This window comes from Stenotrophomonas sp. STEN021 (assembly GCF_056760175.1).
In genome coordinates this window covers 23,935-37,717 of sequence record NZ_JBRREH010000046.1, presented here as the reverse complement: position 1 = coordinate 37,717, position 13,783 = coordinate 23,935, and the positions used below count along the sequence as shown (strand labels likewise).

Here is a 13,783-nt window from a genome sequence, read left to right as displayed (position 1 = left end):
GGGGGGGGGGGGGGGGGGGCGGGGGGGGGGGCGGGGCCTGGCGCGCCCGTGCCCCCCGCCGCGCCCGCGGCGCCGCCCCCCCCCCCCCCCCCCCCCCCCCCCCCCCCCCCCCCCCCCCCACTACAGGTGGGGCTTTACCGGTAGAGTCCCTGCCGAGCATGGCTCGGCACTACATGGAGCACAGCATACCTCTCCCAAACCCTCCCCTTGCCTTCGGCAAACGGGGAAGCACTGCGCCCCAATCAGAGGCCCAATAGCTCGAAGCTCACCGCTTCGCCGCTCACCGACGAGGCGCATACCCACACATCGAACAGCCCAGGCTCAGCGCTGTAATTCCCATCCACGCCGGTGAAGGCAAGCTGATGCCGATCCAGACGGAACTCCACCTCCATCGATGCGCCCGCCGCTATGGCAACCTTCTGGAACGCCTTCAACTCGCGCACCGGTCGTACCCGGCTGGCAACACGATCATGCACGTACAGCTGCACCACTTCCTCACCCGCCACCGTACTGGTGTTGCGAACAGTTGTACGGATCACAAGCGCGCCCTCCCAATCCAATTGCGGAGTGCTCAGGCGCGGCGCTTCGTATTCAAAGCGCGCGTAGCCAATGCCATGGCCAAACGCATACAAGGCCGTATTCGGAAACTCACGCCAGCGTGATTTGAACTCCGACATGGTCGGTAGTTCCGGGCGGCCACTGCGCGGGTGGCTGTAGAAAAACGGCTGTTGGCCCGAGGCGTGCGGAAAGCTCACCGGCAGGCGCGCCGAGGGGCTGTAATCGCCGAACAGGATGTCAGCCAAGGCGTGACCATTCTGCGTACCCAGATACCAGGTAACCGCAATCGCCTGCGCATCACGCACCGCACCTTGCAGCGCCAGCGCGCGACCATTGCGTAGCAGCACCACCAGCGGCGTGCCGGTGGCGGCAACAGCATCGGCCAGTGCCTGTTGTGCAGGCGGCAAGGTGATCTCCACCCGCGACTGCGCTTCACCGCTGTAACGTTGCGGCTCGCCAACTGCCAACACCACCACATCAGCACGTTGCGCGGCAGCGACCGCTGCCTCGATACCACCTTCCAGCGGTTCTTCCAGAGCGCAGCCGGCCACGACCTCCAATGCCGCTGCGTCGCCAAGGACAGCACGCACGCCGCTTTCCAGCGTGACATAGCGCGCCTTGTCGCCGAACAAGGTCCAGCAGCCTTCGATGTTGTCGCGGTCCTGCACGAACGGACCTATCAACGCGATCTTCTGCCCCCGCTTCTTCAGCGGCAGCAATTCGCCGTCGTTCTTCAGCAACACCACCGAGCGGCGTGCGGTGTCGCGCGCCAGCGTGTCGTGCTCTGCGATGTGCGACTGGTCAGCCTCGCGCGCCGGGTCCAGCGAACGGTAGGGGTTATCGAACAGACCTATTGCATCCTTCAAGCGCAGAATCCGCCGCACCGATTCGTCGAGCACGGCCATCGGCACCTCGCCGGCATGCACCAGCCCGGCAAGATGCTGGTCGTAGAAGCCACTCTGCATGCTCAGGTCCAGCCCGGCCAGGAACGCCTTGCGAGTCGCATCCACTTCATCGGCCGCGTAACCGTGCGCAATCAGTTCCATGTCGGCGGTGTAATCGGAGACCACCACGCCCTCGAACTTCCACTCCTTGCGCAACAGATCGGTCAGCAGCGTGCGGTTGGCACTGGCCGGCACGCCATTGATGTCATTGAAGGCGCTCATCAGCGACAGCGCGCCGGCATCCAGCGCGGCCTTGAACGGCGGCAAGTGCACATCGCGCAGGGTCTGCGGCGAGATATCCACCTGGGCGTATTCCATACCCGCAGCGACAGCACCGTATGCCGCGAAGTGTTTGGGTGTGGCCAGCAGCGAATCTTCGGCGGTCAGGTCATCGCCCTGGAAGCCACGTACGCGTGCGGCGGCGAATTCGCAGCCCAACACCACGTCCTCGCCTGCCCCTTCGGCACCGCGCCCCCAGCGCTGATCGCGGGCGATATCCACCGCCGGAGCATAGGTCCAGTGAATCCCTGCGGCGGTCGCTTCGATGGCGGTGGCGCGGGCAGTACGACGGGCCAGATCCGGCTCGAAGCTGGCGGCCTCGCCCAGCGGAATCGGAAACACGGTGCGCATGCCGTGGATCACGTCGGAGGCGAGGATGACCGGAATGCCCAAGCGGCTTTCTTCCAGTGCCACCTGCTGGATGCGGCGGCCCAGCTCGGCACCGACGCCATTGAACAATGAGCCAACCCGACCAGCGCGTACCTGTTCCAGCACCTGCTCGGCGTTACGTACGTTGGCCTCCGGGTTCACGTCCGGTGCGAACGGCCGGACCATGTCGGCAAATACGCTGAGCTGGCCGACTTTCTCGTCGACGGTCATGCGGGAAATCAGGGATTCAATGCGGTCGGGGGCCACCGGCAGTCCTTCATGTAAACGCTTTCAAGGCGGCGATTCTAGCGCTACAAGCGTGAAGCGGCTGCCGCACGGTTGCAGCGGATAGTGCCGAGCCATGCTCGGCATTGCCGCTTTAGCCCCTCTCCCGCGCGCGGGGTAAGAGGGGCAGTTTGCGAACCATCGGTTCGCTGCCCTCTCGAACGCCCTTGCGCCGGCGCAAGGGCCGGGGCGCGGAGCGGGGGTTGGGGTGAGGGCAGCTTTTCGCAGGAAAAGCCCCCTGCCGAGCATGGCTCGGCACTACAGTTTCAGCCCCCTCCCTTTCGCGTAGCGAAGGGGAGGGTTGGGGAGGGGTGGCTCTTCGCAGGGAAGGCCCCTTGCCGAGCATGGCTCGGCACTACATGAGCAACATCTGCCGAGCATGGCTCGGCACTACAGGTGCATCAGTCGAGCTGCTCGCGTGCGGTCATCAGCATGGCATCGCTGGATTCCTGGAATACGTGCAGGCCGAACTCCGGCAGGATCGCCAGCAGGTGGTCGAACATGTCCGACTGGATGGCCTCGTACTTGGCCCAGGCGGTTGAGGAGGTGAAGCAGTAGATCTCCAGCGGCAAGCCCTGCGGAGTCGGTGCCATCTGCCGCACCAGCAAGGTCATGTCCTGATGGATGCCTGGATTGTGGCGCAGATACAGCTCCACATAGGCGCGGAACGTGCCCAGGTTGGTCAGCCGACGCGCATTGACCGGTTCCGGATGCGCCTGTGCCACCTGCGCATTCCACTGCTGCAACTCCTGCTGCTTGCCCGCCAGGTAGTCGTCGAGCAGCGCGATCTGGCCCAGTCGTTCCAATCCACCGGCATCGAGGAAACGCACACTGTGCTGGTCCAGATAGATCGAACGCTTGATCCGGCGCCCACCGGATTCCTGCATGCCGCGCCAGTTCTTGAATGACTCGGTGACCAGCTTCTTGGTCGGAATGGTGGTGACGGTCTTGTCCCAGTTCTGCACGGTGACGGTGTGCAGGGCGATGTCGATCACGTCGCCATCGGCGTTCTGGCTGGGCATCTCGATCCAGTCGCCGATGCGCACGCGGCCATCGCCACTGATCTGCACGCTGGCCACCAGCGACAGGATGGTGTCCTGGAAGATCAGCATGAACACCGCCGTGGCCGCGCCCAGACCGGTGACCAGATGCAACAGCTCCACGCCAACCAGGATCGCCACGATCGACAGGCCGGCAAACACGAACACCACGATCTTGACGACCTGCAGGTAGCCCTTGATCGGCTTGTTGCGCGCATCGGCGCGGCGTTCGTAGAAATCGTTGAAGGCATCAAGCGCGTGCGACACCGCCATCGCGATGGTCAGCACCGTCCACGCATGACACAGCGCCTTCAAACCGTTCACCAGACCCGGCGGCAGCTCCGGCACGATGCTCAAGCCAGCGGCCAGCACCACCGACGGCACGATATTGGACAGCCGCGCGATCACCCGCAGCGGCTGCCTGGCGTTGTGATTGGGGCCGGAGAAGCGTTCGATCATCGAACGCAGGCCACGCAAGAGGATGCGCTTGGTGACGAAGTTGGCCAGCCATGCCACCAGCAGCAATCCCGCCAGCACCACCGCCGGGTAGGCCATCGGGTACGGTGCCAGCAGGTTCTCCAGCTGATCCAACCAACGAATTCCCATTACCGCCATCGTGCACTTCTCCTTTTACTCGTACTGCAGAAACAACCTGCCCAACCGCATTGCTTGATCGGACAGGCATAGCTCAGGCCGCGCACCGCAGTGCGCGACCGGATTACAACAGGCTCAGACGTCAGTGCGGCTACGCTCGATGATCACGCCAACCGCGCGCGCACCGCGCACCGCACCGGGCTTGCTCAGCTTCAATCGCAGCCATTGCACGTTGAATTCGTCCAGCACGATCTGCGCGCAGCGCTCGGCCAGCGTTTCCACCAGACCGAAATCGGAAGCGCGCACGAATTCCATCAGGCGCTTGCTGACCGCCTTGTAATTCAGCGTGTCGACGATGTCGTCGCTGGCGGCAGGCTTGCGGTTGTCGAAGCCCATTTCAAGATCGAACACCAGGGTCTGGCGGATGCGCCGCTCCCAGTCGTAGATGCCGATCAGGGCGTCGATTTCGAGCCCTTCGATGAATACCTTGTCCATTGCATCTGTCGTATTGGATGAATACGACATGGTAACGGCAGCAGACTGAGCCTGCCGTGGACGAGCACGACAGGCCGGCGTTTCAACCTTGCAGCGGCGGCAGCAACGCCATGTCCCAGCGCGGCGTCACCTTGATCTCGGCCGGGCCGTGCTGGCCGGCCTGCAGGCGCAAGGCACCGGCGAAGGCAATCATCGCGCCGTTGTCGGTGCACAGTGCCGGGCGCGGGAAGCAGACCCTGCCGCCACGACGCTGGGCATCGTCCTGCAGCTTGGCGCGCAGGCGCTTGTTGGCGCCGACGCCGCCGGCCACCACCAATACGTCGCAGCCAGCCGCATCCAGCGCGCGGCCGCACTTGATCACCAGGGTGTCGACCACCGCATCCTCGAAGCCGCGGGCGATGTCGGCGCGGGTCTGCTCGGTCTGGTCGCTGTCGCGCCAGGCCATCAGCACCTGGGTCTTCAAACCGGAGAAACTGAAGTCCAGACCCGGCCGGTCGGTCATCGGCCGGGTGAACTTGTAGCGCCCCGGGGTGCCGATCTCGGCCAGCTTGGCCAGCTGTGGACCGCCCGGGTACGGCAGGCCCATCATCTTGGCGGTCTTGTCGAAGGCCTCACCGGCGGCATCGTCGAGGGTCTCACCCAGCAGGCGATACTTGCCGATGGCGTCCACCGCGATCAGCTGGGTGTGGCCACCGGAGACCAGCAAGGCCACGAACGGCGCTTCCGGCGGGTCGTCTTCCATCAGCGGCGCCAGCAGGTGGCCTTCCATATGGTGTACGCCGATGGCCGGCACATCCAGGCCCCAGGCCAACGAGCGGGCCACGCCGGCACCCACCAGCAGCGCCCCGACCAGGCCAGGGCCGGCAGTGTAGGCCACACCCTCGATCTCGGAGATGGCGATGCCCGCCTCGTCCAGGGTCTGCCGGATCAGCGGCAGGGTCTTGCGCACGTGGTCGCGGCTGGCCAGCTCCGGCACCACGCCGCCGTATTCGGCGTGCAGCGCGATCTGGCTGTAGACGGCGTGCGCACGCAGCGCGGCCGCCCCGGAGAGTGAGGTGTCATAGACGGCTACGCCCGTCTCATCGCAGGATGATTCAATGCCAAGGACTTTCATAAGGCGTATTGTGGACCTCTCTGACGCCCCCGCCAAATCGCAGGGGTTGCACGTCTGCGCAAAGGGACTATAATGCGCGGCTCACCGGGTGTGTCCCGGTTTTTCTACAGAGTCCCCGGAGATTCCATGCCCAGCGTTAAAGTCCGCGAGAACGAGCCCTTTGAGTTTGCTCTTCGCCGCTTCAAGCGCACTTGCGAAAAGGCCGGCGTACTGGCCGAGACCCGCAAGCGCGAGTTTTACGAAAAGCCGACCCAGGAACGCAAGCGCAAGGCCGCTGCTGCCGTGAAGCGCCAGCTGCGTCGTTCCTCGCGCGACGTCACCAAGCGTCAGCGCCTGTACTGATCGTACGCAACTCCTGAACGGGGGGCTCCGGCCTTCCGTACTGGGGTGAAAGCCGGCACGCGCAAGCGTAGCCGGCTTTTTGCGTTCCAGACGCCATCAATGCTGACGTCTCTCCCCCATATCCCCGACCCAAAGAGGTGCTCCATGAGCCTGAAGCAACAGCTGACCGAAGACATGAAGGCCGCCATGAAGAGCGGCGACAAGCACTCGTTGGGCGTGATCCGCCTGATCAATGCCGCCATCAAGCAGCGCGAAGTGGACGAGCGCATCGAGCTGACCGACACCGACGTGATCGCCGTGCTGGACAAGATGGTCAAGCAGCGCAAGGACTCGGTCACCCAGTACGAAGCGGCCAACCGTGAAGACCTGGCATCGGTCGAGCGCGACGAGATCGTGGTCATCGAGCGTTACGTGCCGGCCAAGATGGGCGAAGCCGAGATCCAGGCCGCCATCGCCGCCGCCAAGGCCGAAACCGGCGCCAGCAGCGCTGCCGACATCGGCAAGCTGATGGGCGTGCTCAAGCCCAAGCTGGCCGGCCAGGCCGACATGGGCCTGGTGTCCAAGCTGGTCAAGCAGGCCCTGGCCGGCTGATCCCAGCTGCCGCGGTTGCGCGACAAGGCCCGCCAAGTGCGGGCCTTGTTGTTTCTGCCCGCCCGCCTTTTGTGGGAGCGGCGTCAGCCCCGAAGCTGGCAACGCTGGAATCACCGACCGGTTCGCAATCTGATGAATCCGTGGCTTCGCGGCTCACGCCGCTCCTACATTTTCATACATTGCCGGAAAGGCCCCTGCAGCGTGGCTCGGCACTACGCGCTCTGCTCCCTCCCTTTGGCCGAAGGCCAAGGGGAGGGTTGGGGAGGGGTTGGCTCCACCGCTTCTGATCTGGATGTGGCTTGGTGGCTGTTGTCGCTCCTACATTTTCGGGCATTACCGGGAAAGCCCCTACCGAGCGTGGCTCGGCACTACGGATACCCATTCACCCGCTCCGAAGCCCGGCTTTGCTAGAACAGAACCCTGACTTCACGCGACCTACCTGATGCCCGTAACCCGCCCCACCCTGCATTCGTTCAAATCCCGGCTGGAGCTGCTGCAGCAAAGCTTGCCGGCCGCCCTGGCCCGCCGCTTCGTCGAAGCCGACGTGATGACCCAGGCAGCCTCGCTGGCCTTCTATACCCTGCTGTCGCTGGCGCCGCTGCTGGTCCTGCTGCTGTGGCTGACTGCCTCACTGTACCCGCCTGCGCAACAGACACTTATCGAGCAGATTGGCTCATTGGCCGGCCCCAGCGTGGCCGAGGTCGCACGCACGGTGATCACCAATGCCAGCGCACAACCGGATCTGGGCTCGCTTGCCGGCATCTGGAGCCTGATCCTGTTGTTCATCGGCGCCACGGTGGTATTCGCCCAGCTGCAGGCGGCCTTGAACCTGATCTTCCGTACCGACTCCAAGCGCTTTGAAGGGATATTCGGCTGGTTGAAGAAGCGGGTGTTCTCCGCCGGCGTGGTACTGGCACTCGGCTTCCTGCTGATCGTGTCGATGGTCGCCACCACCGCCCTGCAGGTGATCTTCTCGCACCTACCCTCCGCCCTGCCGGCCTTGGGCTATACGACCACACTGGCACTGTATGCACTGGGTTTCGCCTTCCTCTACCACTACCTGCCGGACCGGCCGGTGGCCTGGCGCCAGGCCTTTCTCGGTGGCGCGATTACCGCCGTGCTGTTCACCCTGGGCCGCTATGCGATTGGCCTGTATATCGCCAACGCAGCCCCGGGCAGCGCCTACGGCTCGATGGGGACACTGGTGATCATGCTGGTGTGGATCTACTACGCCAGCGTGGTGTTCTTTGCTGGCGCGCTGATCACCGCGGTGATTGATGAGCGGGCGTATGCGCGGCGGAAGGTGGCGGCTGAGGCTGAAGTTGATATTGGGGCTTTGGACTGACGGCAAGAGCAGAAGCAAAAGCCCCCCCTCCCCAGCCCTCCCCTTCGCTACGCGAAAGGGAGGGGGCAGAAGCCACTCCCTCCCTTTGCCGCAGGCAAGGGGGTGAAGAAGGTCTGCTTGCGCGGCACTGCCGCGCGACCTGATGAACGACCGAAGGCTATGCCTTCGGGCCGGACGGGCTGGGGAGGGGTAGCTTTGCGCTGTTGACTGAAAACCATCAAGCCCAACACCCAGCCAGCACCAGCCCAGCCTAGTACACTCCCCTTCCCCCTTTCATCCGCGCCCCGCCAACCGGCGGCGCTGTTCATTTGCCGCATGGCCCGACTTCCCGACGCGTTCATTGACGACCTGCTGGCCCGCACCGACATCGTCGAAGTGGTGGGCTCACGTGTGCCGCTCAAGCGCCAGGGCAAGGAATACGCGTCGCGCTGCCCGTTCCATGACGAGCGCTCGGCTTCGTTCACGGTCTCGCCGACCAAGCAGTTCTATCACTGCTTCGGCTGTGGCGCGCATGGCACCGCGATCAGCTTCCTGATGAATTACGACCGCCTCGAGTTCCTCGATGCGGTGGATGAGCTGGCCAAGCGCGTGGGCATGGAAATCCCGCGCGAAACCAATGCGCGCACGCCACAGCAGCAGGACGACAGCCGCGACCAGTACTCGGCGCTGGATGCGGCCACCCGCTTCTTCCAGAAGCAGCTCGAAACCAATGAGAAGGCCCGCAGCTATCTCGATGGCCGTGGCGTCGATGCCGACACCTGCGCACGCTTCTCCATCGGCTATGCACCCGATGGCTATAGCGCGCTGAAGGACGCGCTGGGCAAGGACGAGCGGCGCATGAAGCTGCTCGAACGCGTCGGCCTGTTCTCCAAGAACGACCGCGGCCACGTCTACGACAAGTTCCGCGACCGGGTGATGTTCCCGATCTTCGACCGCCGTGGCCGCGTCATCGCCTTCGGTGGCCGGGTCATGGCCGCCCCTGATGACGGCAGGGACGCCGGCCCCAAGTACCTCAACTCGCCGGAAACCGCGCTGTTCCACAAGGGCCGCGAACTGTACGGCCTGTGGCAGGTGCGCCAGGCCAACCAGAAGATCGAACGGCTGATCGTGGTGGAAGGCTATATGGACGTGGTCAGCCTGTTCCAGTTCGGCGTCACCCAGGCAGTGGCGACGCTGGGCACGGCAACCACGCCGGATCATGCCGAACTGCTGTTCCGCAACGCGCCCGACGTGTACTTCTGCTTCGACGGTGATGCCGCCGGCCGCCGCGCCGGCTGGCGCGCACTGGAATCGGTGCTGCCGCGCATGAAGGATGGCCGCCAGGCCTTCTTCCTGTTCCTGCCCGATGGCGAGGACCCGGACACCATTGTGCGCAAGGAAGGCGCCGATGCCTTCGATGCACGGCTCAAGCAGGGCACGCCGCTGTCGCAGTTCTTCTTCGACGAACTCAGCCGCGAGATCAACCTCGGCACGCTGGACGGCAAGGCACGCCTGGCCGAACGGGCGAAGCCGATGCTGGCGCAGATTCCCGATGGCGCCTTCGGCGACCTGATGAAGCAGGAGCTGGCGCGCCTGACCGGCATCGGCAGCACGGCAACAGCCGCCGTTCCTGCAGCGCGGCCGCCGATGCGCAACAACGCCGTGCCTGCGCAGAAGCGCAGCCTGGTCCGCGCCGCCATCGCCATCCTGTTGCAGCAGCCCTCGCTGGCGATGAGCCTGGAAGGCCACCACGCCATTGGCGGCCTGCGCCTGCCCGGTATCGAGCTGCTGGTCGAGTTGTTGAGCCTGGTGCAGCAGCGCCCGGACATCAGCACCGGCGCCCTGCTCGAACACTTCAACGAGCGCGAAGAACAGGCCGCGCTGCACAAGCTGGCGGCGCAGGCGCTGCCCGGCGATGAAGCGATGTGGGCACAGGAACTGCAGGACGCCGTGCTGCAGCTGGAGAAGCAACTGCTGACCCAGCGCCTGGACGAACTGCAGGCCAAGCAGCGCCAGCAAGGCCTGGACGACACCGACAAATACGAACTGCGCGAGCTGCTCAAGGCCCGCGCCAACCTGCGCCTCTGACATCTGCAATGGAGCACTGCATGTACGCCTATCGCCTGTCCCTGCTCCTCTCACTGCTGCTCGCCACCAACGCCTACGCTGGCGATGCAACGCTGCGCCAGCCACGCCCTGACCTCATCACCGCTGGCCAGCCCAGCGCACAACAACTGCGCGATGCCGCCGCCAATGGTGTCACCACCGTCATCGATCTGCGCAGGCCCGACGAAGATCGCGGCTATGACGAGGCCGCCCTGGCCGAGCAACTCGGCCTGCGCTATGTGCGCCTGCCCATCGCCGGTGCCGGCGACATCACCGACGCCAACGCGCGCACGCTGGACCGCCTGCTCAAGCAGGACGGCGGCAAGACCCTGCTGCATTGCGCCTCCTCCAACCGCGCTGGTGCCTTGCTGTCGTTGATCGACGCGCATATCAATGGCGCGTCGGTGGACGACGCCATCAAGTTTGGCCGTGACGCCGGCATGACCTCACTCGAGCCCGCAGCACGCGCCGCTTTGGAAGCACCCACACCCTGATCAGGAGGCATTGCCGACATGACCCGCTGGTGGTCGCGACTGCGACCGGATAACTTCACCCTCGCCCTGCTTGCCACTGTCGTCCTGGCCAGCGTGTTGCCGCTCACTGGCGCCGCAGCCAGAGGCTTCGACCACTTCACCGATATCGCCATCGCCGCGTTGTTCTTCCTGCACGGGGCGCGCCTGCCACGCGAGTCCATCGTCGCCGGCCTGCTGCACTGGCGCCTGCACATCACCATCCTGGCCTGCACCTTCGTGCTGTTCCCACTGTTCGGGCTGGCAATGAAACCGCTGTCCGGCTGGGTACTGACGCCCGAGCTCTATATCGGCGTGCTGTTCCTGTGCGCCCTGCCATCCACTGTACAGTCCTCGATCGCCTTCACTTCGATTGCCGGCGGCAACGTGCCAGCCGCGGTTTGTGCGGCGTCGCTGTCGAGCATCCTCGGTGTGTTCCTGACCCCGTTGCTGATGACCGTCCTGGCAGGTTCACAAGGCGGCATGGCCAACCCGCTGCATGCGGTGGGCGCGATCATGCTGCAGCTGTTGGTGCCGTTCGTGCTCGGCCATCTGCTGCGCCCCTGGATAGGCCGCTGGGTCGACCGGCAGCGGCCGCTGCTGCGATATACCGACCAGGGCACGGTGCTGCTGGTGGTTTACGCGGCCTTTGGCGAATCGGTCAGTGAAGGCCTGTGGAGCAAGACGCCGCCCTTGTCCTTGTTGGCTGCTGCGCTGGTTGCGATTGTATTGCTGGCCATCGCAATGCCCGGCATCACCTGGCTGGCACGGCGCCTGGGCTTCAACCGCGCCGACCAGATCACCATCATGTTCTGCGGATCCAAGAAGAGCCTGGCCACTGGTGTGCCGATCGCCAAGGTGTTGTTTGCCGGCGGCAGTCTCGGTGCAATCGTGCTGCCGATCATGATCTACCACCAGATCCAGCTGATCGTCTGCTCGATGGTGGCGCAGCGGTATGCGAAGCAGAACGCCAGCACTGCAGGCTCTTGATTGTTGTGGGAGCGGCGTAAGCCGCGAAGCCACCAATGCATCCGATGCGCATGCACACTGCAATCAAACATTCCGTGGTTGCAGTTCCTGCCGCAGCCGGAACAACTATCAGCTTCGCGGCTTACGCCGCTCCTACAAAAGAAAAAGGCCGGCTTTCGCCGGCCTTTTCATTGCTGGATCACAACCAGGGCAGCATCCAGTGATCGACCAGCAGGAAGGCGAACAGTGCCATCAGGTAGACGATGGAATAGCCGAACATCTTCATGTTGAACATCTCGTCCGGCGGGTTCTGCATCTTCCATGCGTACCAGAGGAAGACGATGTTCAACACCGTTGCCCCGCCCAGGTAGAACATGCCACTCATGTCGATCGCCACTGGCAGCAAGGTCACCACCGCCAGCACCACCGAGTACGCCAGGATCTGCTTGCGGGTATGCGGCACGCCGTGGGTCACCGGCAGCATCGGGATCTCGGCCTTGGCGTAATCGGCACGGCGGAAGATCGCCAGCGCCCAGAAATGCGGCGGGGTCCAGATGAAGATGATCAGCACCAGCAACGAGGCGTAGGCCCAATCCGAGCTGCCCTGCATGCCGGTGATCGCCGCCCAGCCCAGCAGCGGCGGCGTCGCCCCAGCCAGGCCGCCGATGACGATGTTCTGCGAGGTCGCACGCTTCAGGTAGACGGTGTAGATCACCGCATAGCCGATCAGCGAGGCAAACGTCAGCACTGCGGTGATCACGTTCACCCACAGCACCAGGATGGTCATCGACAGCGCGGTCAGCGCGCCGGCAAACACCAGCACCTGCCGTGGCGAGACCTTGCCGACCACCAAGGGCCGCCATGAGGTACGCGCCATCTGTGCGTCGATGCGCGCATCCAGCAGCTGGTTGATCGCCGCTGCGGCCGAGGCCGACAGCCAGATGCCAAGGAAGCCGAGCAGGCCGGTCACCACCTGCGCGGTGGTGGGCAGGCCTGGAATGGCCAGGCACATGCCGACCAGGGCGGTGAACACAATCAGTGCCACCACCTTCGGCTTGGTCAGGTCCCAGTAGTCACGCCATGTTGTACGCATCATTCACTCCGGGGCGCGCAGCCGCGCCAGCAGCGTGACCAATACAAACAACAGGGCAACCGCACCGCCGCTGTGCATCACCGCCACGGCCAGCGGCAACGCCAGCTTGACGTTGAGCACGCCCAGGGTGACCTGCAACAGCACCAGCGCGATCAGCGTGCTTGCCCAACCGCGCATGCCCGGCAAGCGGAACATGCGTACCGACAGCACCAGCAGATACACCGCCACCAGCACAGCAAACATCCGGTGCGCCATCTGGATGGCGATACGTGAAGCGCCATCGAGCACACCACCTTCGTAGTCCACGCCGATGCCGCGCCACAGGGTGAAGCCTTCGCTGTAGTTCTGCTGCGGCCACCATTGGCTGACGCAGCGCGGGAAGTTGTCCAGCGAGGCACTGCCGCCACCGCAGGCCAAAGCAGCATAGTTGGCGCTGACCCAGCCACCGAGTGCGATCTGCAGCACCACCATCGCCACCGCAGCGCGCAGCCACCAGCGCAGGCGCGGTGCCTCGGCCAGTGTGATCGGCAGATGCGTGGCCTTCCAGGCCATCCATACCAGCAGCGAGAACATCGCCATGCCGCCCAGCAGGTGGCCCATCACCACGATGGGTTTGAGCAGCCAGGTGACCGTCCACATGCCCAGCAAGGCCTGGAAGATCACCACCGCCAGGGTCAGCACCGCAGCGCGCGCCAGGTCGATGTTGGACCAGCGCAGCGCCGCCAGCAGCAGGATCGCCTCGCCGCCGATGGCCAACACGCTGGACGCCACATGCTCGCCGCGCATGTACAAGGGTATCGCTATGGCTACCAGCACCGAGGCGGTGACGATCTGGGCGATGCCGCGCTTGCGTCGGCGTGCGGCCAGCAACGCCAGGGTCAGCACTTCGACGCCGAGCAGGCCGGCCAGGAAACGGTGGACCTGCTCACGCCAGGCCTTGTGGGTTTCCAGCGGGCGGATCTCGCTGGCCACGTGCTGTGCCGCCTCCATCTGCGTCTGCGGCCAGGTCACGCGGCCATAGCAGGTGGGCCAATCCGGGCAGCTCAGGCCGGCATCGGACAGGCGCACGAACGAGCCGAACATGATCGTGCTCGCCGTCATGATCAGTGCGAACCACGCCAGTCGGTGGAAATTGCGGTACAGCGCCGGACGCGCGGAGGCATTCATCGAA

At 64.7% G+C, this 13,783-nt stretch carries 12 protein-coding genes; 6 read left to right on the top strand and 6 right to left on the bottom strand.

Annotated features, from left to right (window positions below):
- Positions 1 to 242 precede the first annotated feature (242 nt).
- The 4 genes from ACVOL0_RS11565 to tsaD form a co-directional block, all read right to left on the bottom strand.
- Positions 243 to 2,417: a glycoside hydrolase family 3 N-terminal domain-containing protein gene (locus ACVOL0_RS11565; RefSeq protein WP_481549229.1), complete on the bottom strand. Its 2,175-nt coding sequence runs from the start codon at positions 2,415 to 2,417 to the stop codon at positions 243 to 245.
- A gap of 419 nt (positions 2,418 to 2,836) precedes the next feature.
- Positions 2,837 to 4,090, bottom strand: coding sequence for a mechanosensitive ion channel family protein (locus tag ACVOL0_RS11560; protein ID WP_481549228.1), 1,254 nt, complete (start codon positions 4,088 to 4,090; stop codon positions 2,837 to 2,839).
- A gap of 114 nt (positions 4,091 to 4,204) precedes the next feature.
- Positions 4,205 to 4,564, bottom strand: a complete 360-nt coding sequence (gene folB, locus ACVOL0_RS11555; protein WP_282272609.1) for a dihydroneopterin aldolase — start codon at positions 4,562 to 4,564, stop codon at positions 4,205 to 4,207.
- Between the two features lie 82 nt (positions 4,565 to 4,646).
- Entirely contained in the window at positions 4,647 to 5,678 is a 1,032-nt protein-coding gene (gene tsaD / locus ACVOL0_RS11550) for a tRNA (adenosine(37)-N6)-threonylcarbamoyltransferase complex transferase subunit TsaD (protein WP_296246838.1), read from the bottom strand.
- Between the two features lie 126 nt (positions 5,679 to 5,804).
- On the opposite strand from tsaD, the gene rpsU reads away from it, so the two are divergent.
- The 6 genes from rpsU to ACVOL0_RS11520 all read left to right on the top strand — a co-directional run bounded on the left by rpsU (position 5,805) and on the right by ACVOL0_RS11520 (position 11,540).
- Positions 5,805 to 6,020 carry a 30S ribosomal protein S21 gene (gene rpsU / locus ACVOL0_RS11545; protein WP_002808376.1) on the top strand — a complete coding sequence of 72 codons (216 nt, stop codon included), beginning with the start codon at positions 5,805 to 5,807 and terminating at the stop codon, positions 6,018 to 6,020.
- 144 nt (positions 6,021 to 6,164) lie between these two features.
- Positions 6,165 to 6,611: a GatB/YqeY domain-containing protein gene (locus ACVOL0_RS11540; protein ID WP_282272614.1), complete on the top strand. Its 447-nt coding sequence runs from the start codon at positions 6,165 to 6,167 to the stop codon at positions 6,609 to 6,611.
- Between the two features lie 442 nt (positions 6,612 to 7,053).
- The gene (locus ACVOL0_RS11535) at positions 7,054 to 7,956 is read left to right on the top strand and encodes a YihY/virulence factor BrkB family protein (RefSeq protein WP_481549227.1); all 903 of its coding nucleotides are present in this window, start codon (positions 7,054 to 7,056) and stop codon (positions 7,954 to 7,956) included.
- 315 nt (positions 7,957 to 8,271) lie between these two features.
- Positions 8,272 to 10,023 carry a DNA primase gene (gene dnaG / locus ACVOL0_RS11530; protein WP_481549226.1) on the top strand — a complete coding sequence of 584 codons (1,752 nt, stop codon included), beginning with the start codon at positions 8,272 to 8,274 and terminating at the stop codon, positions 10,021 to 10,023.
- A 20-nt stretch (positions 10,024 to 10,043) separates the two neighbouring features.
- Positions 10,044 to 10,535: a protein tyrosine phosphatase family protein gene (locus tag ACVOL0_RS11525; RefSeq protein ID WP_481549225.1), complete on the top strand. Its 492-nt coding sequence runs from the start codon at positions 10,044 to 10,046 to the stop codon at positions 10,533 to 10,535.
- Positions 10,536 to 10,553: 18 nt separating this feature from the next.
- On the top strand, positions 10,554 to 11,540 hold the full coding sequence (locus tag ACVOL0_RS11520; protein WP_481549224.1) for a bile acid:sodium symporter family protein: 987 nt from the start codon (positions 10,554 to 10,556) through the stop codon (positions 11,538 to 11,540).
- 178 nt (positions 11,541 to 11,718) lie between these two features.
- Here ACVOL0_RS11520 and cyoE read toward each other — a convergent pair whose 3' ends face one another.
- Both cyoE and ACVOL0_RS11510 read right to left on the bottom strand, forming a co-directional pair.
- Positions 11,719 to 12,612, bottom strand: a complete 894-nt coding sequence (cyoE, locus tag ACVOL0_RS11515; protein ID WP_481549223.1) for a heme o synthase — start codon at positions 12,610 to 12,612, stop codon at positions 11,719 to 11,721.
- Positions 12,613 to 12,615: 3 nt separating this feature from the next.
- Entirely contained in the window at positions 12,616 to 13,779 is a 1,164-nt protein-coding gene (locus tag ACVOL0_RS11510; RefSeq protein ID WP_481549222.1) for a COX15/CtaA family protein, read from the bottom strand.
- Positions 13,780 to 13,783 lie beyond the last annotated feature (4 nt).

Excerpts from the sequence above, each read along its gene's own strand:
- ACVOL0_RS11560 (WP_481549228.1), bottom strand. The coding sequence starts at position 4,090 with ATGGCGGTAATGGGAATTCGTTGGTTGGATCAGCTGGAGAACCTGCTG.
- folB (WP_282272609.1), bottom strand. The coding sequence starts at position 4,564 with ATGGACAAGGTATTCATCGAAGGGCTCGAAATCGACGCCCTGATCGGC.
- tsaD (WP_296246838.1), bottom strand. The coding sequence starts at position 5,678 with ATGAAAGTCCTTGGCATTGAATCATCCTGCGATGAGACGGGCGTAGCC.
- rpsU (WP_002808376.1), top strand. The coding sequence starts at position 5,805 with ATGCCCAGCGTTAAAGTCCGCGAGAACGAGCCCTTTGAGTTTGCTCTT.
- ACVOL0_RS11540 (WP_282272614.1), top strand. The coding sequence starts at position 6,165 with ATGAGCCTGAAGCAACAGCTGACCGAAGACATGAAGGCCGCCATGAAG.
- ACVOL0_RS11535 (WP_481549227.1), top strand. The coding sequence starts at position 7,054 with ATGCCCGTAACCCGCCCCACCCTGCATTCGTTCAAATCCCGGCTGGAG.
- dnaG (WP_481549226.1), top strand. The coding sequence starts at position 8,272 with ATGGCCCGACTTCCCGACGCGTTCATTGACGACCTGCTGGCCCGCACC.
- ACVOL0_RS11525 (WP_481549225.1), top strand. The coding sequence starts at position 10,044 with ATGTACGCCTATCGCCTGTCCCTGCTCCTCTCACTGCTGCTCGCCACC.
- ACVOL0_RS11520 (WP_481549224.1), top strand. The coding sequence starts at position 10,554 with ATGACCCGCTGGTGGTCGCGACTGCGACCGGATAACTTCACCCTCGCC.
- cyoE (WP_481549223.1), bottom strand. The coding sequence starts at position 12,612 with ATGCGTACAACATGGCGTGACTACTGGGACCTGACCAAGCCGAAGGTG.
- ACVOL0_RS11510 (WP_481549222.1), bottom strand. The coding sequence starts at position 13,779 with ATGAATGCCTCCGCGCGTCCGGCGCTGTACCGCAATTTCCACCGACTG.